This is a genomic window from Cryobacterium zongtaii, assembly GCF_002909375.1.
Taxonomy (GTDB): Bacteria; Actinomycetota; Actinomycetes; order Actinomycetales; family Microbacteriaceae; genus Cryobacterium; species Cryobacterium zongtaii.
Genome location: NZ_PPXD01000001.1, coordinates 248,299 through 268,067, shown reverse-complemented (window position 1 = coordinate 268,067; position 19,769 = coordinate 248,299). Strand labels below are relative to the sequence as shown.

Sequence of the window (19,769 nt, the reverse complement as noted above, 5' to 3'; positions counted from 1 at the left end):
CGGCCTCATGACGATGCGCGGCCCCACCTCGGATTGTGTCGCGCGCATCGGATCGGCGGGAGCGGGGCGGATGGCCACAGCAGTGGCACGTCGACCGCGCCTGGACAGTCTTCTTTTTAACAGAGTCAATTCGGACCTCCGGCGCCTCGACAACACTAGGAAGTTGCCCCGTCCAGGTGCGAGTGAACGCGTGAATTTCCGCAGCAAGCGACGGGAAGGGTAGAGACGTCTTGCGCGGGCCCGTCGATCGGTCTCTGATCTGTGGGCAGGTCGAGGCTACGTGACCGAATCCGGTTTGTCACCCAAAATGGACGATTTCTAACGAATTGGTAACAGGACGGTGAATGTCGCCGGAAATCCGGTCCGGCTAGGAGCCCGTGACGGGGGTGGTCACGAAGATGTGACCGGCGACCTCGTTTGGTAGCTCCAGGCCAGCGCCGAAGCCCTCCACCTGCACCAGAACGTAGGAGCCCACGGCGGAGAACACACCGGTGTTGCCGGGCAGAACACCGGACTGCTTGAGCTGAGCGAGGAGAACCGGGTCGAACTGCACGGGCTCCCCCAGCCGACGGATGACGGCGGTCACGGGGGCCTCCGACGCCGCGACGACGTCGAGCAGGTTGGTGACGCCCGCCATGAACGCCACGGCCGGGGAGTCGCCCAGTTCGTCGAGGCCGGGAATCGGGTTTCCGTACGGGGATTCGGTGGGGTGACCGAGGATTTCGAGGATCTTGCGCTCGACCTGTTCGCTCATCACGTGCTCCCAGCGGCAGGCTTCGTCGTGGACGAACTCCCACTCGAGACCGATGACGTCGCTGAGCAGGCGTTCCGCGAGGCGGTGCTTGCGCATCACATGCACGGCCTTGGTGCGGCCGGTGAGAGTGAGCTCGAGGTGCCGGTCGCCGGAGACGACGACGAGACCATCGCGCTCCATCCGGGCGACGGTCTGGGACACCGTGGGTCCGGAGTGACCCAACCGCTCGGAGATGCGGGCTCGGAGGGGAACGATGTTTTCCTCCTCGAGGTCGAGGATGGTGCGGAGATACATTTCGGTCGTGTCGATAAGGTCAGTCATCCGCAGCCTCCCGCTCGGCCATATGTGCAACGCCACAACACTACCCGTGCGAGGCGGGCAACTAGAATCCTGTTATGCCGGACCTACAGATCCCCACAGAATTGCTGCCCGCCGATGGACGTTTTGGCTGCGGCCCGTCCAAGATCCGTCAGGAGCAGCTGGACTACCTGTCCGGCGCCGGCGCGAGCATCCTGGGTACCTCCCACCGCCAGGCACCGGTGAAGAACCTGGTCGGGCGCGTCCGCACCGGCCTCACCGACCTGTTCCGCGCCCCGGAGGGCTACGAGCTCGTCATGGGCAACGGCGGCTCGACCGCGTTCTGGGACGCCGCCGCGTTCTCGCTCATCGAGACCCGCGCCCAGAACCTCGTTTTCGGTGAGTTCGGTGGCAAGTTCGCCGCCGCCGCCGCCGCGCCGTTCCTCACGGCTCCCGACGTCATCAAGGCCGCCCCCGGCTCGCGCGCCACCGCCGTACCCACCGAGGGCATCGACGTGTACGCCTGGCCGCAGAACGAAACGTCTACCGGCGTGATGGCCCCGGTCACCCGGGTGCACGGAGACGCTGGTGCCCTGACCGTCATCGACGCCACCAGCGCCGCCGCCGGCATCGACTTCGAAGCCGACCAGGCCGATGTCTACTACTTCGCTCCGCAGAAGAACCTCGCCTCTGACGGCGGCATCTGGCTGGCGCTGTTTTCCCCCGCGGCCATTGAGCGCGTCGAACGCATCGCCGCCAGCGGGCGGTACATCCCCGAATTCCTCAGCCTCAAGAACGCCATCGACAACTCCCGTCTCAAGCAGACGCTCAACACGCCCGCCGTGTCGACGCTGCTGCTGATGGAGAACCAGCTCGACTGGATCAACGGCAACGGCGGCTTGGCCTGGGCGTCGGCGCGCACCGCGGAGTCCTCCTCGGTGCTCTACGACTGGGCCGCGACCGTGGACTACGCGACGCCGTTCGTGACCGACCCGAGCCACCGCTCACAGGTCGTCGCCACGATCGACTTCGACGACGCGATCGATGCCGCGGCCATTGCCAAAATCCTGCGTGCCAACGGCATCGTCGACACCGAGCCGTACCGCAAGCTCGGTCGCAACCAGTTGCGTGTCGCCACCTTCACGGCCATCGACCCGGCGGACGTGCGCAAGCTCGTCTCGTCGATCGAATACGTAGTGGCCAACCTGGGTTAGTCGCCCATGCGTTTCTGGCTCAGAGACAGCGAACGGCGGCCCGACCCGCTGCCCGCCCGCGCGAATGCGCGGAAAGCGGTGGCAGCGGGTTCGGTCGGCTGGTTAGTGCTGCTGGTGCTGGCCGTCGTCTTCCGAGCTGAACTGAACGACGCCGGCCTGGGCTGGTGGCTGTGGTGCGCCGTCATCGGTCTGGGCCTCGGCCTCTGCGGACTCGGCTTCGTGCTGTTCAGACGCCGCTAGCGCCTCGTCCACGTCGATCCCGTCGAGAACGTCGACGCCGTTGTCGACGGCGTCGTCGGACTCTGCGCTCTCGTCGTCGTCGTCACTGTCGTCGTCGTCGTCACTGTCGTCGTCGTCATCATCATGATCGTCGTCGTCGTCGCTGTCGTCGTCGTCCTCGGACTCGGCGAGCCCGGCGGCAGCCAGCTCCTCGGCGACCTTGGAGTCAGCGAGCCGGTCGCTCCACGGCACCCATTCCGGAGCGAGCAGGGCATCGTCGCCGGGCATGAGTTCGGTTTCCAGCACCTGCGGCTCGGAGTCGCCGTCGACGCGGGACAGGCTGACCGTCCAGCGCCAGCCCGGGTAACCGGTCATCAGGCAGTCGAAGAGCAGCGACAGCACGTGCTCACCCTCGACGATGTAACCGAGCGGTTCACCGATCGTGTCGGCCGGGGTGATCAGTTCGAGAGCGGACCTGGCCTGGTCGACGGCGGCCACGAGCACCTCATCGGCCTCGAAGACCTCGTCGTCGGCAACCTCGTCGGCGTCCTCGGCGGGACCGTCCCCTGTCACACCCGCCCGGCCGTCGTCGACGACAGTGGTCTCGTCGGCCGTGGGTTCGTTGACGGGAGCCTCAGCCGCCGGGGTGTCGGTCGGAACGACCGGCGGGGCCTGGGGCGGGGTGGGGTCGAAAGGATTAAGCATCCAGTTCCTCGGCGACCTTGCGCAGCACGGCCGCGATCTTCTTGCTGTGCGCGGAGTCGGGGTACCGACCGCGGCGGAGGCTCGAGCCGATACCGTCGAGCAACTTCACCAGGTCCTCGACGATGATGGCCATGTCGTCAGCCGGCTTGCGGCTGAGCTTGGCCAGGCTCGGCGGAGCCTCGATCACGCGCACGGACAGCGCCTGAGCGCCGCGCTTGCCGTCGGCGATGCCGAACTCGAGCTTCATCCCGGCCTTCACCGTCACTCCGGCGGGCACTGCGGAAGCGTGCAGGAAGACCTCGTGGCCTTCATCGGACGTGATGAAGCCAAAGCCCTTCTCCTCGTCGTAGAACTTGACTTTGCCGGTGGGCATCTGAACCTCGCTGTGATTTTGAGGCGCGCAGAATACGCGCCGCTTCACTCAGCATATTCCGTTGTAGCTGACTATGCCCCGTATCCTTAGGTCTGTGACCACTCAAACTCCCCACGACCCCGGCCGGCTCGAGAAGATCCTGGCCTACATGGTTGCGGGTGTGGTCGGGCTGTCCATCCTGGCCTTCCTCGCCGTGATTCTCGGCACCGCGGCCGGGGCCGGCGACAACGACGGATTCAGCAAGGGCGTCTGGCCCGCCGTGCTCACTCTGCCCCTCTTCGGTCTTCCCCTCGGCTTCCTGTTGATCATCGCCCTGATGGTCGTCAGCGGAGTCCGCCGTGCTCGCGAGGCTCGACAGAAACTGGAGTAACCGACATGCTGACGCTCGCCTCACGCCTCCGCGCACTGAACGACGCAGCACTGCGCCGCACTATCGTGCTCCGATCGATTCCCCCGCACGGCATCCACGACTTCTTCGACCTCGCCGAAGCGCTCCTCGAGCCCGCAGCGATCCAGTCGACGCTCGCGCACCTGGACCGCAGCACCCTCGCCGTTCTGGCCGTGGCCGGCGAACTGGGCGCCGCCCCGATGGGCGAACTTGTCGAACGACTGGCCGACCTCGGGCACGACACCCTGAACGCCGACGACATCTCCGCTCGCGTCGACCGCCTCGACGAGCTGATGCTCCTGGTGCGCACCGACGACACCGTGCGGCCGTATGCAGCCGTCGCCGAACGGCTTCGGTCCTGGCCGGAGGAGGGTCTGCCCAGCGCCGCCGAGCTGGCCGGGGTGCCCGCCCCCACCCCACTGGCCCCGCTCTCGGCCACCGACAGCCGTTTCACCGAGCGACTGGCCGCCGAGCGTGCCTTCACCGCCGTCTCCTCGATCGCCGAACTCCTCACCGAACTCAGCCAGGAGCCGGCCCGCGAACTCAGTCGGGGCGGCCTCGGCCTGCCTGACACCAAACGTCTTTCCGTCGCCATGCGGGTCGACCTGGACGCCGTTGCCCCGCTTGTGGGCATCGCCGCCCGCGCCGAACTGGTCACCCTGGGCTCCGGTTACTGGTCGGAGTCCGCCGAGGGAGTGGCCTGGCTGCTCGAGAACGCACCGGCCCGCTGGGGCGTGCTGGCCGCATCCTGGCTGGCTGCCCTGCCCGCCGACGTCCGCCAGATCGTCGCCGAGCGGCCCGGCGTGGCCTGGGGCGATGCCCTGCACCGTTTTGTGGCCTGGCTGTACCCGGCCGGCGGCACCTGGATGGATGACCGCATCGCCGACTTCGCCCACGAGGGCGAGCTGATCGGCATCACCGCTCGCCAGTCCACCAGCCCGGCCGGCGCCTCAGTGCTCCGCGGCGACATCGACGCCGCCATCGCCACCATCGCCGCGTCGCTGCCCGCCGAGGTGGGTACCGTCTACCTTCAGCACGATCTCTCGATCGTGGCGCCCGGCCCGTTGTCAGCCTCGATCGACGCCCGGTTGCGCACCTTCGCGGATGTCGAGAGCCGCGAGCTGGCGTCCAGCTACCGGTTGAGCGGTGCGTCGGTCAACCGCGCCCTCGCGACCGGCGACGACGCAGACTCCATCCTGCACTTCCTGGCCACGATCTCGCTCACCGGTGTCCCGCAGCCGGTGGACTACCTCATCCGTGACGCCGCCAGCCGGTATGGGACGGTGCGGGTGGGCCGCATCGACCCGGAGGACCCGGCCGGGCCCAGCTACATCGCGTCCGAGGACACCGCGGTGCTCGGCGCCATCGCCGTCGACCAGACGTTCACGGCGCTCGCGCTGACAATGGTCTCCCCCAGCCGCCTCACCAGCCCCCATCCCGCCGACACTGTGTTCTGGGCGCTCACCGATGCCCGCTACCCCGTCGCCGCCGAGAACGCGGCAGGTGAGGTGGTGCATCCGCGCCGGCACCCCGTCCTCCGTTCGAGCCGGGTGGAGATACCGGACCCCACGGTCGCGCTCGTCGAGGAGTTGCGCGCCACCGACGGCGGCGAGGCGAAGGCCGCGCACGCCTGGCTGGCCCGGCAATTGGATTCCGCCATCAAGCACCGGCAGACGGTGCTGGTGAGCGTGCAGATGCCCGGCGGCGACGTGGTGGACTACCTCCTCGAACCGGCCAGCGTCGGCGGCGGCCGGTTCCGCGCCCGGGACCGTCGGGCCGATATCGAGCGCACACTGCCACTCTCCAGCGTCGTCAGCATCGTCCCCGCTCCCTGACCCGGCGGGGCCGGTCGGGCGCACCCCCGTACGCGGGTAGGCACGGTCACAGCCCACGGGCGTAGCATTGTTGCTTATGTCCGATGGCCCGCTGATCGTCCAAAGTGACCGCACGGTTCTGCTCGAAGTCGCGCACCCTCTGGCCGAGGATGCCCGGCACGACCTGGCCGTGTTCGCCGAACTGGAACGCGCGCCGGAACACATCCACACCTACCGCATCACCCGGCTCGGCCTCTGGAACGCCCGCGCCGCCGGGCATGACGCGGCCAACATGCTGGCCACGCTCGAGAAATACTCCAAGTTCGCGATTCCGCAGACCGTCACGGTCGACCTTGAAGAGACCGTGGGCCGCTACGGCCGCCTGGTCATCGACCGGGACCCCGAGGGCCAGCTGGTGCTGCGCAGTCTTGACGCGCCGGTGCTCACCGAGGTGGCCGGTGCGCGGCGCATCGCCCCGCTGCTGATCGGCCAGCCCACCCCGGACTCGTTCCTGGTGGCGCCGTGGGCGCGCGGGCAGCTCAAGCAGGAGCTGGTGAAGCTCGGCTGGCCCGCCGAGGACCTCGCCGGCTATACCCCGGGCACCCCGCACGACATCGCGCTGCTGGAAGACGGTTGGGCGCTGCGTGACTACCAGCACAAGGCCGTGGCGAACTTCTTCGAGGCCGGCTCCGGCGTCGTGGTGCTGCCCTGCGGCGCGGGCAAGACCCTCGTGGGCGCCGGCGCGATGGCCACCGCCAAGACCAACACCCTGATCCTGGTCACCAACACGGTCTCTGCCCGGCAGTGGCGCGACGAGTTGCAGAAGCGCACCACCCTCACGGCGGAGGAGATCGGCGAGTACTCCGGCCAGGTCAAGGAGGTCAAGCCCGTCACCATCGCGACCTACCAAATCCTCACCGCCAAGCGGAAGGGCGAGTACGCGCACCTCGAGCTGCTCGACGCCATGGACTGGGGCCTGGTGATCTACGACGAGGTACACCTGCTGCCCGCCCCGGTGTTCAAGCTCACCGCCGAGTTGCAGGCCCGGCGCCGGCTCGGCCTGACCGCCACCCTGGTACGCGAGGACGGCCGCGAGGGCGACGTCTTCAGCCTGATCGGGCCCAAGCGGTTCGACGCCCCGTGGAAGGAGATCGAGGCCCAGGGCTTCATCTCCCCCGCCGCCTGCTTCGAGGTACGTATCGACCTGCCCCACAGCGAGCGGCTCCGTTACGCCGCTGCGCCCGACGACGAGCGCTACCGGATGGCCGCCACCGCGCCGGCGAAGCTGGACATCGTCAAGGAGCTGGTGGCTATGCACCCCGGCGAACGCATCCTTGTGATCGGCCAGTACCTCGACCAGATCGACGAGCTCGCCGAGGCCCTGCAGGCGCCCAAGCTCACCGGGGCCACGCCGGTGGATGAACGCGAACGGCTGTACCAGGCGTTCAGGGTGGGAGAGGAGAACCTGCTCGTGGTGTCGAAGGTGGCCAACTTCTCGATCGACCTGCCCGAGGCCTCCGTCGCCATCCAGGTATCCGGATCCTACGGGTCCCGGCAGGAGGAGGCCCAACGCCTCGGCCGGCTGCTGCGCCCGAAGGAGTCCGGCCTCACCGCCAGCTTCTACACTCTCGTCGCCCGCGACACCGTCGATCAGGACTTCGCCCAGAACCGCCAACGCTTCCTGGCCGAGCAGGGCTACTCGTACACGATCCTCGACGCGCACTCCCTCACCCGTCCCACCGTGGCCGCGAACTGAGAGAAAAGCCCCAGAACGCGCGAGTTTTAGGGGCTCAGCTCACAGTTCGCGGGCGCGAACGTAGCGCAGCAGCAGGGTGTCGCCGGCCGGGAGGGCGTGGGCCAGGCGCATCCGGCGCGGCGATGCGTCCGGCGCGCCGGCGATGCGCGCTGCCCGGCCGGACTCCAGCAGCGGGGCCAGGGTGAGGCAGAGCTCGTCCACGGCATCCGCGGCCAGGAGTGAGCCGAACAGGCTCGGGCCGCCCTCGCAGAGCACCTGCGGGTAGCCCCGCGCGGTGAGGGTGCGCACCATCAACGCATGGTCGACGGATGCCTCCCCGCAGACCCACACGTCGGCCACCGCGGCGAGCGCCGCCCGGCGTTGGGCGGGGGCCTGGGCGTGGGTGATCACGATCGGCCGGGTGGCGGCGGCGGTGAACACCGGGTGCGCCGGGTCCAGGTCGAGACGGCCGGACACCAACGCCACCGGCGGGTGCTCCGGCAGCGCGTGGGCAACTCGCCAGGCCACCGCCTCGTCGGTGAACCGGATGCCGCCATAGCCCTCGGCGCGCACGGTGCCCGCACCGACGAGGATCACGTCGGAGAGCATCCGCACGGTGTCGAAAACCAACTTGTCGGCGTCGTCGCCGAGCCCGCCGCTCAGGCCGTCGTGGGTGGCGGCGCCGTCCAGGCTGCTGATGAAGTTCACCCGCAGGTGCGGGGCGGACCTGTCGTGCACCGTGTAACGGGCCAGCACGTCGCCGGGATCGATGGCGCTCATCAGGTGAGGTTGTGGCGCAGGTACGCCGGTTCTCGCCAGCCGAGAATAGCTTCGGTCATCCGCACGGCGTCCACCGCGGCCGACACGTTGTGCACCCGCACGATGCGGGCGCCCTGCATGATGCAGTAGACGACGGCGGCGAGGGTGCCCTCCACCCGCTGGTCGCGGCCACGGTTGAGGGTCTCTCCGATGAAGTCCTTGTTCGAGACCGCCACCAGCGTGGGCAGGCCGAGCGTGGTGATCTCCGCCAACCGGCGGGTCAGCTCGAGGGAGTGCCGGGTGTTCTTGTTCAGGTCGTGCCCGGGATCGATCACCAGCCGGTCCGCCGGCATCCCGTGGTCGAGGGCGCGCTGCACCCTGGCCTGCAGGAAGGCGGACACCTCGGCGGCGACGTCGGTGTACTGCGGCGCCGGGTACGGCGTGCGGGGCCGGGCCAGGCTGTGCGTGATCACCAGAGTGGCGTCGCTGTCCGCGACGACCTCGGCCATCCGCGGGTCGTGCACACCGGTGGTGTCGTTGATCACGTGCGCGCCGGCGTTGATGCTGGCCCTGGCCACGTCGGGGTCGAAGGTGTCGACGGAGATCACGACGCCGGTGCCCCGCAGGGCGGCGACGACGGGTACCACCCGGTCGATCTCCTCCGCGACCGGAACGGCCGGACCCGGGGCGAACTTGGCCCCGCCGATGTCGACCCAGTCGGCACCGTCGTCGATGGCCCGATGTGCCGCCGCCACGGCCTGATCGAGCGCGAAGGTGGCGCCCTGATCATAGAAGGAGTCCGGCGTGCGGTTGATCACCGCCATTACCGCCACCTCACGCGCGAAGTCGAAGTCACGCCCGTTGATGCGGCGCCGGGGCACGTCCAGCCGGGGCCGGATGACCCCGATCGGGTCGGTCGAGCTGACCATCTGACTCCTTGTGGTGCTGGGCCGCGGTGCGACGGCGACGGGTGTGCGTTCAGGCGGCGCCCGGTGACGGATCGAGCAGGTCTTCCCAGGCTATGCTCTCATCCGCCAGTCGGCGCTGGTCCACCCTGACGCGCCGCGGAAGACAACCTCGACATGCCGAAAGCGTTGTCACCGGATCATCCGCGCACATACCGCCCACTCACAGGAAAGCGCCAGCTAACGCGCAGATACTAGGGGCATGACTGACGGCCCCCGCATCCTTATCGTTGACGACGAACCCAATATCCGGGATCTCCTCACCACCAGCCTCCGCTTCGCCGGGTTCGCCGTGCGCGCCGTGGGAAACGGTGCCCAGGCGATTTCCGCCGTGCTTGAGGAAGAGCCCGATCTGATCATCCTCGACGTGATGCTGCCCGACATGAACGGCTTCGGCGTCACCAAACGCCTCCGTTCGGCCGGTTACACCGCGCCGATCCTCTTCCTCACGGCCAAGGACGACACCGAAGACAAGATCACCGGCCTCACCGTCGGCGGCGACGACTACGTCACCAAGCCGTTCAGCCTCGACGAGATCGTGGCACGGATCAAGGCCATTCTGCGCCGCACCATGCACGCCGACGAAGACGCGGTCATCCGTGCCGGCGAGCTCACCATGGACCAGGACACCCACGAAGTCCTCGTCGGCGACCAGCCCATCGAGCTCAGCCCCACCGAGTTCAAGCTGCTGCGCTACCTGATGCTCAACCCGAACCGGGTGCTCTCCAAGGCGCAGATCCTCGACCACGTCTGGGAATACGACTTCAACGGCGATGCGGGCATCGTGGAGTCCTACATCTCCTACCTGCGCCGCAAGGTGGACATGCACTCCAGCGAGCCGCTGATCCAGACCAAGCGCGGCTTCGGCTACATGCTCAAGGCCGCCAAGGCATAGACCCAGTTTCCCCTCCTTAGACTGGAACCATGCATGTGGCCCTGATGGACCGTTGGAGCCGGATTTCGCTCCGCTCCAAGATCACCGGTGTGACCGTGCTGATGCTGACCCTTGGCCTGCTCGTCTCCGGGGTGGGCACCATGGTCATCCTGCGCAACTACGTCGTGCAGCAGGTGGATGCCAGCCTGCAGACCGAGGCGCAGACCACCCTGATGGACTATCGCAACTCGATGGCCAACGGCAGCGCCGCCGGGGTGGACTCCGACTACTTTGTCGCGATCTATGACCAGAACGGTGTTCTGAAGGACCGCACCTGGCGGGACCGCCCGCGCTCCAGCCTGCCCGCGGTGACCATGGCGTTGGACCTGCCCAGCGTGATCGCCATGAACGGCGCCGTGCAGAAGCTGTCCGACGCGGAAGGCTCCACCGAGTTCCACGCGGTGGCGGTGCCGTTCGTGATCAACTCCACCGGCACCTACGGCACCCTGCTGATGGCCGTGTCCCTGCAATCAGCGCAGAACACCGTCAACACGTACCTCAGCATCTTCCTCGGCTTCGGTGTGGGGGTGGTGCTGGTGGGCGCCATGCTCACCCGGCTGCTCGTCACCACGACCTTCGCGCCGCTGCGCGAGGCCGAGCGTACGGCGGCGGCCATCGCCGACGGCGACTTCAGCCAACGGCTGGGCGGGGCCACCCCCAATACCGAGGTCGGCCGGCTCAACCGGTCCCTCAACACCATGCTCAGCCGTATCGACCGGGCCTTCAAGGACCGGGCCCGCACGATCGACCAGATGCGCCGCTTCGTCGGCGACGCGAGCCACGAGCTGCGCACACCACTGGTCTCGGTACGCGGCTACGCCGAGCTCTACCGGATGGGCGCACTGCAGACCCCCGAAGACGTGGCCCAGGCCATGGAGCGCATCGAGAAGGAGGCGATCCGCATGGGCGGTCTCGTCGAGGACCTGCTCGAGCTCGCCAGGCTGGATGAGACCAAACCCCTCGTCCTCACCCGAGTGGACCTGCTGCCCCTCGCCCACGACGCCGCGCTGGACGCGATGGCCTCCTCCCCCGGCCGTCAGGTCACGGTACTGACCAGCCATCCCACCGAGTTCGACGCGGAAGCCCCGGCGTCGTCCATCGATTTGGCGCACTCCACCGGCGAGGTCGCACCAGCCCCGCTGACGCCTTCGCCGACCCCTGCCGCCGAGGGGACACCGGCCAAGCCCGCGGCAGTCAAAGCCGCCGCGACCAAGGGTGCGGCCGCCAAGGGCGAAACGTCAGGCACCGGCACCATCTCGTTCGCCGGCGCCACCCTCGCCCGCCTCCGCACGCGCAGGCCCAGGCGCACGGATGCGGCTACACCCGCCGCCGAGACCCCCGAGGTCGTGGAGGCCCCACCTGAGCTGGACGCGGTGATCATGGCCGAAGAGAACAAGGTGCGCCAGGTCATCACCAACCTGATGGGCAACGCCCTCCGGTTCAGCCCGGCCGACAGCCCGGTGGAACTCGAGGTCTCCGTCGACCGCCGCAACCAGCGGGCCTCTATCTCGATCATCGACCACGGCGAGGGCATCCCGCCACAGATCCGCGACAAGATCTTCCAGCGCTTCTGGCGGGCCGACACCTCCCGCGCCAGGGAAACGGGCGGCAGCGGACTCGGCCTGGCGATCGTGGCGTCCATCGTGGCCAGCCACAACGGCTCGATCGAGGTCGTCGAGACCCCGGGCGGCGGAGCCACCTTCAGGGTCTGGTTCCCGCTGGCCGAGTCGCCCGCCGCCCCGCAGGCGCTCACGTCGCCGACCCTGGACTGACCGGCGCCGGCGGCCGGGCCCGCTCCTCCCCAGCCCGGTGGGGCGACGGGTTGTCCTCAGGGCCGCCTCGGGCCCTGCGGCGGCTTCCCGCACGCCGTAGCGTCGCCCGCGGGCGTCACCCCGACGCCCACACGAGCGGACGGAGCCTCTTGATGACCCAGTTCCAGGTCGACAGCGATGCATTGATCACCACCACCGGCGCGGCACGCGCCACCATGGCCCGCATCCAGGCCGAGGTGGCGGCGCTACTCGGTCAACTCACCGGGCTGGAGGGTTCCTGGACCGGGCAGGCGTCGGCCCAGTTCCAGGGGGCCGTCGCGGCGTGGCGCACCACGCAGCTGCACGTCGAGCAGAGCGCGGATGCGCTCAATCAGGCGCTCGGGCAGGCCGGCCAGCAGTACGCCGAGGTGGAGCAGGCCAACGCCCGGCTGTTCGCCCGGTAGCCCGACACCGGATACGACAAAGGCTGGGCGCCTCCCGAAGGAGACGCCCAGCCTGAGGTGGTGCGTTTGTGCAGGGGCTGCGGGACTTAGAAGTCCATGCCACCAGAGGGGTCGCCGGCCGGAGCCGAGTTCTTCTCGGGCTTGTCGGCGACAACGGCCTCGGTGGTGAGGAACAGTCCGGCGATCGACGATGCGTTCAGCAGCGCGGAGCGGGTGACCTTCACCGGGTCATTGATGCCGGCAGCGATCATGTCGACGTACTCACCGGTTGCGGCGTTGAGGCCGAATCCGACGGGCAGGTTGCGTACCTTGTCGGCGACAACGCCCGGCTCCATGCCGGCGTTGAGCGCGATCTGCTTGAGCGGAGCGTCGATGGCAACGCGCACGATGTTCGCGCCGGTTGCCTCGTCGCCGACGAGGTCAAGAATTGCCTTGCCCTCGAATGCGGTCTTGCCGGCCTGGATCAGCGCAACGCCACCACCGGCGACGATGCCCTCTTCGACGGCTGCCTTCGCGTTACGAACGGCGTCCTCGATGCGGTGCTTGCGCTCCTTGAGCTCAACCTCCGTCGCGGCGCCGGCCTTGATGACGGCAACGCCACCGGCGAGCTTGGCCAGGCGCTCCTGCAGCTTCTCACGGTCGTAGTCCGAGTCGGTGTTCTCGATCTCGTTGCGGATCTGCTGAACACGACCGGCGATGGCCTCGGCGTCGCCGGCACCCTCGACGATGGTGGTCTCGTCCTTGGTGATGACGACCTTGCGGGCGTTACCGAGCAGGTCGAGGGTGACGTTCTCGAGCTTGAGGCCGACCTCCTCGGAGATGACCTGGCCACCGGTGAGGATGGCGATGTCCTGCAGCTGCGCCTTGCGGCGGTCGCCGAATCCGGGGGCCTTGACGGCAACCGACTTGAAGATGCCACGGATCTTGTTCACGACGAGCGTGGCCAGGGCCTCGCCGTCGACGTCCTCGGCAATGATGAGCAGCTGCTTGCCGCTCTGGATGACCTTGTCGACGATCGGCAGCAGGTCCTTGATGTTGGAGACCTTGGAGTTGACGATCAGGATGTACGGGTCTTCGAAGACCGCTTCCTGACGGTCGGGGTCGGTGACGAAGTACGCCGACAGGAAGCCCTTGTCGAAGCGCATGCCCTCGGTGAGCTCCAGCTCGGTGCCGAAGGTGTTCGACTCCTCAACGGTGACAACACCTTCCTTGCCGACCTTGTCGATGGCCTCGGCGATGATCGCGCCGATTTCGGCGTCACCGGCAGAGATGGAGGCCGTGGCCGCGATCTCTTCCTTGGTCTCGATCTCCTTGGCGCTGGCGATGAGCTCGGCGATGACCGCAGCGGTCGCCTTCTCGATGCCACGCTTGAGGCTGATCGGGTCGGCGCCGGCCGCGACGTTGCGCAGGCCTTCGCGAACCAGGGCCTGAGCGAGGACGGTGGCGGTGGTGGTACCGTCGCCGGCGACGTCGTCGGTCTTCTTGGCGACCTCCTTGACGAGCTCCGCACCGATCTTCTCGTACGGGTCGTCGAGCTCGATCTCCTTGGCGATGGACACGCCGTCGTTGGTGATCGTGGGGGCGCCCCACTTCTTCTCCAGCACGACGTTGCGTCCGCGCGGGCCGAGGGTCACCTTGACCGTGTCAGCGAGGATGTTGAGGCCGCGCTCAAGGCCGCGACGGGCCTCTTCATTGAAAGCAATGATCTTTGCCATATGTGTTTCTCGTCCCTCCCGGACGTTACCAAAACGATGATGGGTTAGCACTCCGAACAGCAGAGTGCTAAACCGATTCTGGCACTCTGGGGTCGAGAGTGCAAGTGAACGGCGGGGGCCGGTGCCGGGTTCCGGCCCACCTACGGCACCAGTTCCACGCTGCCGTCGTCGGTGGGTACCAGTTCGATCCAGGTGTTGCCCGGAGCGAGCTCGATCGTGGCCCCGACAGCGTCGGCCAGCCGGATCGGCGCGGCCGCGGCATCCTTGAACCAGGTGGCGGGCATCGTCGAACCGCCGGTCGACACCCACGCCGTGCCCGACCCGGTCAAGATGGTGCGGGGCACGTCGCTGCCGCGATCGACCTCCACCCGAAGCACCACGACGTTGGTGGCGTTGAGCTGGGCACCGGTGCTGTCCAGGTCGGCAGCGCCGTCCTGGCTGCGCAGGTACCCGGTGGCCGCCGGGTCCCAGGCCCAGGCCCTCCCGCCGGATTCGGAGAACCGGGTGACGATGGTGGTGGTCGGATCGCCGGCGAGGGACGCTGTGGCCTCCGCGGCGCTGTCGGCGTAGTCGAACTGGCCGGTCGGCGGCGCGAGGTCGGAGTGCAGGGTGACGGTCTCGTCCGCGGCGAGCACCACGTCGTGCGGCGAATCCCGGTCGTCGGCCCGGACGAACAGGCCTCCGGCGTCGTCGTCGAAGACCACGTTCAGCAGCGGAGAGGCCCTCATCGCGGCGACGAACTGCGGCTGGCCGCCGGAATACGCCACGATGCCGCCGAACGAGCTCAGGATCTCCGGGTCCATCGGACGGATGGAACGCACCGGGCCGACAGCATCCGGCACGTCGGAGTGCCAGAGGGCGACGTAGCGGGTGAGGCCGCCCTCGACCAGCTCTTCAAAGACCAGGTCGGCGCGCTCGAGACCGAGTTGCGGCCTCGCGGCCGGGTGGTTGTCGATCTTCACGGCCAGGGACGGATGCTCGGCACGGGACGGGTCCACCGGTGTGCCGCGCAGCGGCATGATGCCCGGTTGCGGTGTCGGGTCCGCCGACGCCGTCGCTTCGGGCACCGGCGCAGAGCAGCCGACCAGCCCCAAGCTCAGTCCCAAGCCCAGCCCCAAGCACAGACCCGCGCCGATCAGGGCCGCGCCGCCAGGCGTCCGCCGTCCGGATCGGATTCGACGGGCAGCAGCAGGGAACATCCGAAACGCAGTCACGCCACACACCCTAGCCCGCCCGGTATGTCTGCCCGGCGGTCACGGTGGTGGCGTGACTGACACTCGGTGGTCGACCGATCATCCGATGATCAGTGGTCGAGCACGTGCGTCGTGTTCTCAGCTGGTTGAGGCTGGCTGCGTTCGACGCCGGGCGGTTAGGCCGGGCGAACCGACTCGGCCTGCGGACCCTTGGCTCCGGTACCGAGTTCGAAGATGACGTGCTGGCCTTCCTCGAGAACCTTGTAGCCGTGCATGTCTATGGCGGAGTAGTGAACGAAGACGTCCTGCCCACCTCCATCGACGGTGATGAAGCCGAAACCCTTTTCAGCGTTGAACCATTTGACGGTTCCGTTCGCCATGTGAAACTCCCCTGTTGCAGTGTTGTGTTTCGGCACTCACCCGTTGGTGCTACCGGGCCTGGCGCAGAAGCTGCGTCCACCGTCTCGAAACGAGCACTCTCGGGTAGAGAGCGCTCAGCCGAGAAAATGAGCGACCACTGCAGACACTAGTGACGGGAGTGAAACTCAATAGGGGGTTGACTGGGAAGGGCAACCCCAGTAGGGCAGGGAGTCGTCAGGCCGGGTCAGCCGGCGGGCATCGCGTAGTCGCTGCCCACGACGACGGTGAGGGTGGCATCCGAGCCCGCGAAGTCATCCGCCAGCAGCACCTCGGAACCGGGCAGCAGAGCCGCCACACCGCGTGCAGCGCCCTCCAGGGCCGCGTCCGCATAGTAGACGGTCGTCGTGACGACGTCCTCGGTGTCGGCGTCGCTGGTGCTGCCGACGGTCCAGCCGCCGGTCGTGAGCAGGTCGCCAACCGACCGGGCCACCCCGCTCGTCGGAGTCCCATTGAGCACCGTGACACTCGCACTGGGGTCAGTGGTTGGCTCGGCGGTGGGCACCGGCTCCGGCGTGGGCTCCGCGGGCGTGGTCTCGGCCTCGATGCCGGGGATGGTGATATTCAGCCGGTTGTTCAGGACCGTCAGACCGATCGCGCCGACCCCGATGAGGAGGGCGGTCGCGGCGAGGGCCCACCAGACGGCAACCCAGCGACGCCCCTTCTTGGCTGGTGCGCGGTGCGCCCCCACGCGGTCGAGCTTGTGCGGGAGGTCATCGAAGCGGTCTTTCGGGTACGAAGTGGGCATCGTCTGTCTGGTTCGATCCTCGTTTGGCTGAACACACGGTAGGAGGTTCCCTACTCGATGGGGCGGATGGCTCGGGCCGACCGCGCCTGCGACCGTGCGTCACGCATCCGTTGCAGTCGGTTGACCAGCATGGGATCGTGGGCGAGGGCAAGCGGGGAGTCGAGCAGGGCACCCAACAATTGATAGTACCGGGCGGCCGACAGACCGAATTCGGAGCGAATGGCCTGTTCCTTGGCACCGGGGTGTGACCACAGTCGCCGCTCGAACGCGAGCAGGTTTTCGTCACGAAGGCTGAGCCCGACGGAGCCCTCAGCGCCCCGCGTGCTCTCGTCGTGCCCGCTGGTCGCCATACGCGTCATCCTATTTGGCACGGACTGGGTTTTCGCTGACCGGTCCCGCCTGTCGCGCAACACGGACCCGCTAGCGTCGAGGGTGGGAATCGGCTGGGGAATCACCGGGTGCGCCGCTTGCGGGAATGCCGGGGACCCCGGCCGAGTTTACGCTGGAGGCAGTTCTCTGCCGAGACTGGATCGAAAGGACGCACCATGGACTACGAGGTCACCAAGTCTGACGCCGAATGGAAGGCGGAGCTCACCGCCGAGCAGTACGCCGTGTTGCGCGGGGCGGCCACCGAACGCGCCTGGACCGGTGAGCTCCTCGACGAGGGCCGTTCGGGCGTCTACACCTGCGGCGCCTGCAATGCCGAGCTGTTCAAGAGCGGCACGAAGTTCGACTCCGGCTGCGGCTGGCCGAGCTTCTACGAGTCCGTGCGGCCAGAGGCCGTGGAGCTCATCGAAGACCGGTCGCTCGGCGTGGTGCGCACCGAGGTGCGCTGCGCAGCGTGCGGTTCGCACCTGGGCCACGTGTTCGACGATGGTTTCGGCACCCCCACCGGAGACCGGTACTGCATGAACTCGATCTCGCTCAACTTCACCCCCGTCGACTAGTCCGGCGCCGGCCTCCGCGGCCGCGACTGTTACCCGTGCGGACAAAGGCACCCGGCACACCGGGTGCACTTGTCCGTAGCGGGACCAGTTGCGTGGTCACCGGGCACCTCAGCCTTCGCGCAGCGGACGCAGCCGCGCCAGCGCCTTCGGGCCCATCCCGTGCAGTCGGACGAGGACGTCAAGGTCCGTCGCACGCAGGTCGTCGACGGTCAGGATGCCGGCGGCCACGAGCGCGCGCCGCGCTGGAGCAGGGATCCCCTGAGCCAGCCAGACCGCCTCATCCGCATCCGCACTGCCAGAACCGTCCTGAGCCATGTCTCCAACCTATGATTCGGGTTCCGGAGCCACAACTGTTACCCGTACGGTGCAGAGCTCAGGCGAAGGCATTCACTCCGGTGAGCTCGGCCGAGAACGCCCAGAGCCGGGCCGCCGCATCCGGATCGATAGCGTGGGAGTCGACCCCGCTGATCCGGGCCGTGGAGCTGTCGGGCTCGGTGGGTTCGGCGATGTCACAGTCTTCGCAGTAAACACCGCCCATCCCGTCGAGCATCGGCGACGTGGCCGCCCAGGTGGAGGTGGCGGCACCCTGCTCCGGTGATTTGAACAGCGGATTGACGGTACCATTCTCGGTCATCCAACCCGCGGCGACCATCTCCTCCCGGGGCAGGTGCCGCTGCAACTCGGTCATGATGCCGCCGGGGTGCACCGCGAACGCGCGCACGCCACGGGTGGCGCCGAGAGCATCCAGGTGCACCGCGAAGAGGCTGTTGGCGGTCTTCGCCTGTCCGTACGCCTGCCACTTGTCGTAGCCGGTGCTGAAGTCGGGGTCGTCGAAGCGGATGCCGCTGAGCTTGTGGCCCGTCGAGGAGAGGGCAACGACCCGAGCACCACCCTCGGCCGTAAGCGCGGGCCAGAGCAGGTTGGTGAGCACGTAGTGGCCGAGGTGGTTGGTGGCGAACTGGGATTCCCAGTCGTCTCCGACCCTGGCCTCGGCGGACGCCATGATGGCGGCGTTGTTGATCAGGATGTCGAGGCTGCGTCCGGTGGCCACGAACCGTTCGGCGAACGCGCGCACGCTGACCAGATCGGCCAGGTCGAGGGCCTCGACCGCCACGGCGTTCAGGCCGCGCGCAGCCAGGGCGGCCCAGGCCACCTCCGGACGCCGGGCCGGCACGATCACCTGGGCGCCGGCCGCGGCGAGCGCGGCGACGGTTTCGATGCCGAGGCCGGAGTAGCCGCCGGTGACGATCGCCGTCTTACCGCTCAGGTCGACACCCGCGAGCACCTCGGTCGCGGTGGACTGGGCGGTGAATCCGGTGGACAGGGCGTGCTGGGGCGTGAGGGTCATCGCTCCAGCGTACGCTCGCCCACTGCGGGATCCTGCGAGGTCAGCAGACCGGGGCCGGCCGGCACGGATAGACTTCCCCCGACCGGCCGGGAAGGCCGGCATTGGGGGGAACTGATGCTCAGCAATCTGACTGGTTGGCACGCGCTCATCATCCTGGGCGCGCTCAGCGCGATGGTCCTGGTCGCCCTCGCGATCGTGTTCTTGGCCATTCACGTGGCGCGCCGTCGGCAGGTGGGCGATCACGCTGACCGGTTGGCGCAGCTGGAGCAGTTGCATGCCAAGGGACTGTTGTCCGACGCCGAATACGCAACTAAGCGCCAGGATATCCTCGGGCGGCTCTGACGCGCCGGGTACTGCGGTCCCGCATACGCTCCCGGTCGACGCCGTAGGTCAGGCCACGCCAAGGCCGACCCGGTCGCCCGGCCCGATCTCGCGGACCACGCGGGCCGGGTTGCCGGCGGCGATGACCCCGGCCGGCACGTCCTTGGTGACGACGGAGCCGGCGCCGATGATGCTGCCCGCGCCGATGGTCACGCCTGGGCAGACCACGACGTTGCCGCCCAGCCAGACGTCGTCTTCGATGGTGATCGGCGAGACACGCTCGAAGCCGGCGCGGCGTTCCGCAACGTCCACGGCGTGAGTCGGGGTGTACAGGCGGGCGCTGGGTCCGACCAGCACGTTGGCGCCGATGGTGATCTCGCCACCGCCCAAAGCGAGGAAGTCCGCATTGATGAAGGTGTTGGCGCCCACGTGCAGCCGGGACCCGTAGTCGAGGTACAGCGGCGGCCGGAAGTCCGCGCCGGCTCCCACGCTGCCGAGCAGCTCAGTGAACAGCGCATGCGCCGCGGGCTGGTCGTCGTCGTAGAGCGCGGTGATCTGCCGGCAGGTGCGTTGAGTGCTTGTCGTCATCTCGGCGAGTTCGGGACCGGAGCGATACCGGTACCAGTCCCCCGCCACCATCTTGTCGAATTCGGAGCGAGCAGAATCCTGGGGTGTTTTGTTGTCTGTAACCACAAACCCAAGCGTAGC

Annotated in this window: 22 protein-coding genes and 1 pseudogene; 10 read left to right on the top strand and 13 right to left on the bottom strand. The window is 68.2% G+C overall.

Annotated elements, in window-relative coordinates; genetic code table 11:
- Window positions 1-367: 367 nt before the first annotated feature.
- Entirely contained in the window at window positions 368-1,075 is a 708-nt protein-coding gene (locus C3B61_RS01350) for an iron-dependent transcriptional repressor DtxR (protein WP_088457024.1), read from the bottom strand.
- A 74-nt stretch (window positions 1,076-1,149) separates the two neighbouring features.
- Here C3B61_RS01350 and serC point away from each other — a divergent pair, with 74 nt between their 5' ends.
- Both serC and C3B61_RS01340 read left to right on the top strand, forming a co-directional pair.
- The gene (gene serC / locus C3B61_RS01345) at window positions 1,150-2,265 is read left to right on the top strand and encodes a phosphoserine transaminase (RefSeq protein ID WP_088457025.1); all 1,116 of its coding nucleotides are present in this window, start codon (window positions 1,150-1,152) and stop codon (window positions 2,263-2,265) included.
- A gap of 6 nt (window positions 2,266-2,271) precedes the next feature.
- Window positions 2,272-2,442, top strand: a pseudogene (locus tag C3B61_RS01340) (DUF2530 domain-containing protein); the annotation flags it as partial.
- On the opposite strand, the gene C3B61_RS01335 reads toward C3B61_RS01340, so the two are convergent.
- The gene (locus tag C3B61_RS01335; protein WP_244285797.1) at window positions 2,368-3,189 is read right to left on the bottom strand and encodes a DUF3027 domain-containing protein; all 822 of its coding nucleotides are present in this window, start codon (window positions 3,187-3,189) and stop codon (window positions 2,368-2,370) included. The pseudogene C3B61_RS01340 and the gene C3B61_RS01335 overlap by 75 nt on opposite strands.
- Complete coding sequence (locus C3B61_RS01330) at window positions 3,182-3,562, bottom strand: cold-shock protein (RefSeq protein ID WP_088457027.1); 381 nt, start codon at window positions 3,560-3,562, stop codon at window positions 3,182-3,184. The genes C3B61_RS01335 and C3B61_RS01330 overlap by 8 nt, the downstream gene beginning before the upstream one ends.
- Before the next feature lie 94 nt (window positions 3,563-3,656).
- On the opposite strand from C3B61_RS01330, the gene C3B61_RS01325 reads away from it, so the two are divergent.
- The 3 genes from C3B61_RS01325 (at window position 3,657) to C3B61_RS01315 (ending at window position 7,520) form a co-directional block, all read left to right on the top strand.
- Window positions 3,657-3,932, top strand: coding sequence for a hypothetical protein (locus C3B61_RS01325; RefSeq protein WP_088457028.1), 276 nt, complete (start codon window positions 3,657-3,659; stop codon window positions 3,930-3,932).
- Window positions 3,933-3,937: 5 nt separating this feature from the next.
- On the top strand, window positions 3,938-5,785 hold the full coding sequence (locus C3B61_RS01320; RefSeq protein ID WP_103459240.1) for a helicase-associated domain-containing protein: 1,848 nt from the start codon (window positions 3,938-3,940) through the stop codon (window positions 5,783-5,785).
- A gap of 76 nt (window positions 5,786-5,861) precedes the next feature.
- A complete protein-coding gene (locus tag C3B61_RS01315) occupies window positions 5,862-7,520 on the top strand; it encodes a DNA repair helicase XPB (RefSeq protein ID WP_103430964.1) in 1,659 nt (552 codons plus the stop codon).
- 39 nt (window positions 7,521-7,559) lie between these two features.
- On the opposite strand, the gene C3B61_RS01310 is transcribed toward C3B61_RS01315, so the two are convergent.
- Together C3B61_RS01310 and folP are read right to left on the bottom strand one after the other, a co-directional pair.
- Entirely contained in the window at window positions 7,560-8,279 is a 720-nt protein-coding gene (locus C3B61_RS01310; protein WP_103459239.1) for a pyrimidine reductase family protein, read from the bottom strand.
- Window positions 8,279-9,187 (bottom strand): dihydropteroate synthase, encoded by a 909-nt coding sequence (folP, locus tag C3B61_RS01305; RefSeq protein ID WP_103459238.1) that lies wholly within the window; start codon window positions 9,185-9,187, stop codon window positions 8,279-8,281. Before folP ends, C3B61_RS01310 begins: the two co-directional genes overlap by 1 nt.
- A 238-nt stretch (window positions 9,188-9,425) precedes the next feature.
- Here folP and C3B61_RS01300 point away from each other — a divergent pair, with 238 nt between their 5' ends.
- From C3B61_RS01300 to C3B61_RS01290, 3 genes are all read left to right on the top strand, one after another.
- Window positions 9,426-10,118, top strand: coding sequence for a response regulator transcription factor (locus C3B61_RS01300; protein WP_066597326.1), 693 nt, complete (start codon window positions 9,426-9,428; stop codon window positions 10,116-10,118).
- A 29-nt stretch (window positions 10,119-10,147) separates the two neighbouring features.
- Window positions 10,148-11,929, top strand: coding sequence for a sensor histidine kinase (locus C3B61_RS01295; protein WP_103459237.1), 1,782 nt, complete (start codon window positions 10,148-10,150; stop codon window positions 11,927-11,929).
- Window positions 11,930-12,081: 152 nt separating this feature from the next.
- Window positions 12,082-12,372, top strand: coding sequence for a WXG100 family type VII secretion target (locus tag C3B61_RS01290; protein ID WP_088457034.1), 291 nt, complete (start codon window positions 12,082-12,084; stop codon window positions 12,370-12,372).
- An 86-nt stretch (window positions 12,373-12,458) separates the two neighbouring features.
- On the opposite strand, the gene groL is transcribed toward C3B61_RS01290, so the two are convergent.
- The 5 genes from groL to C3B61_RS01265 form a co-directional block, all read right to left on the bottom strand.
- Window positions 12,459-14,087, bottom strand: a complete 1,629-nt coding sequence (groL, locus tag C3B61_RS01285; RefSeq protein WP_088457035.1) for a chaperonin GroEL — start codon at window positions 14,085-14,087, stop codon at window positions 12,459-12,461.
- 140 nt (window positions 14,088-14,227) lie between these two features.
- Window positions 14,228-15,193 (bottom strand): DUF3048 domain-containing protein, encoded by a 966-nt coding sequence (locus C3B61_RS01280; protein ID WP_165791108.1) that lies wholly within the window; start codon window positions 15,191-15,193, stop codon window positions 14,228-14,230.
- Between the two features lie 263 nt (window positions 15,194-15,456).
- Entirely contained in the window at window positions 15,457-15,660 is a 204-nt protein-coding gene (locus C3B61_RS01275; RefSeq protein ID WP_088457037.1) for a cold-shock protein, read from the bottom strand.
- A 224-nt stretch (window positions 15,661-15,884) separates the two neighbouring features.
- Window positions 15,885-16,445, bottom strand: coding sequence for a LytR C-terminal domain-containing protein (locus tag C3B61_RS01270; RefSeq protein WP_103430959.1), 561 nt, complete (start codon window positions 16,443-16,445; stop codon window positions 15,885-15,887).
- Between the two features lie 50 nt (window positions 16,446-16,495).
- A complete protein-coding gene (locus C3B61_RS01265; protein WP_208858749.1) occupies window positions 16,496-16,795 on the bottom strand; it encodes a DUF3263 domain-containing protein in 300 nt (99 codons plus the stop codon).
- Between the two features lie 195 nt (window positions 16,796-16,990).
- Here C3B61_RS01265 and msrB point away from each other — a divergent pair, with 195 nt between their 5' ends.
- Window positions 16,991-17,392, top strand: coding sequence for a peptide-methionine (R)-S-oxide reductase MsrB (msrB, locus tag C3B61_RS01260; protein ID WP_088457040.1), 402 nt, complete (start codon window positions 16,991-16,993; stop codon window positions 17,390-17,392).
- Window positions 17,393-17,500: 108 nt separating this feature from the next.
- Here the strand turns inward: msrB and C3B61_RS01255 are convergent, their stop codons facing one another.
- Both C3B61_RS01255 and C3B61_RS01250 read right to left on the bottom strand, forming a co-directional pair.
- Window positions 17,501-17,707 carry a helix-hairpin-helix domain-containing protein gene (locus C3B61_RS01255; protein ID WP_103459234.1) on the bottom strand — a complete coding sequence of 69 codons (207 nt, stop codon included), beginning with the start codon at window positions 17,705-17,707 and terminating at the stop codon, window positions 17,501-17,503.
- Between the two features lie 58 nt (window positions 17,708-17,765).
- A complete protein-coding gene (locus C3B61_RS01250) occupies window positions 17,766-18,740 on the bottom strand; it encodes an SDR family NAD(P)-dependent oxidoreductase (protein WP_103459233.1) in 975 nt (324 codons plus the stop codon).
- 114 nt (window positions 18,741-18,854) lie between these two features.
- On the opposite strand from C3B61_RS01250, the gene C3B61_RS01245 reads away from it, so the two are divergent.
- Window positions 18,855-19,082 (top strand): SHOCT domain-containing protein, encoded by a 228-nt coding sequence (locus tag C3B61_RS01245; RefSeq protein WP_103459232.1) that lies wholly within the window; start codon window positions 18,855-18,857, stop codon window positions 19,080-19,082.
- 48 nt (window positions 19,083-19,130) lie between these two features.
- Here the strand turns inward: C3B61_RS01245 and C3B61_RS01240 are convergent, their stop codons facing one another.
- Window positions 19,131-19,754: a sugar O-acetyltransferase gene (locus tag C3B61_RS01240; protein ID WP_240632253.1), complete on the bottom strand. Its 624-nt coding sequence runs from the start codon at window positions 19,752-19,754 to the stop codon at window positions 19,131-19,133.
- Window positions 19,755-19,769 lie beyond the last annotated feature (15 nt).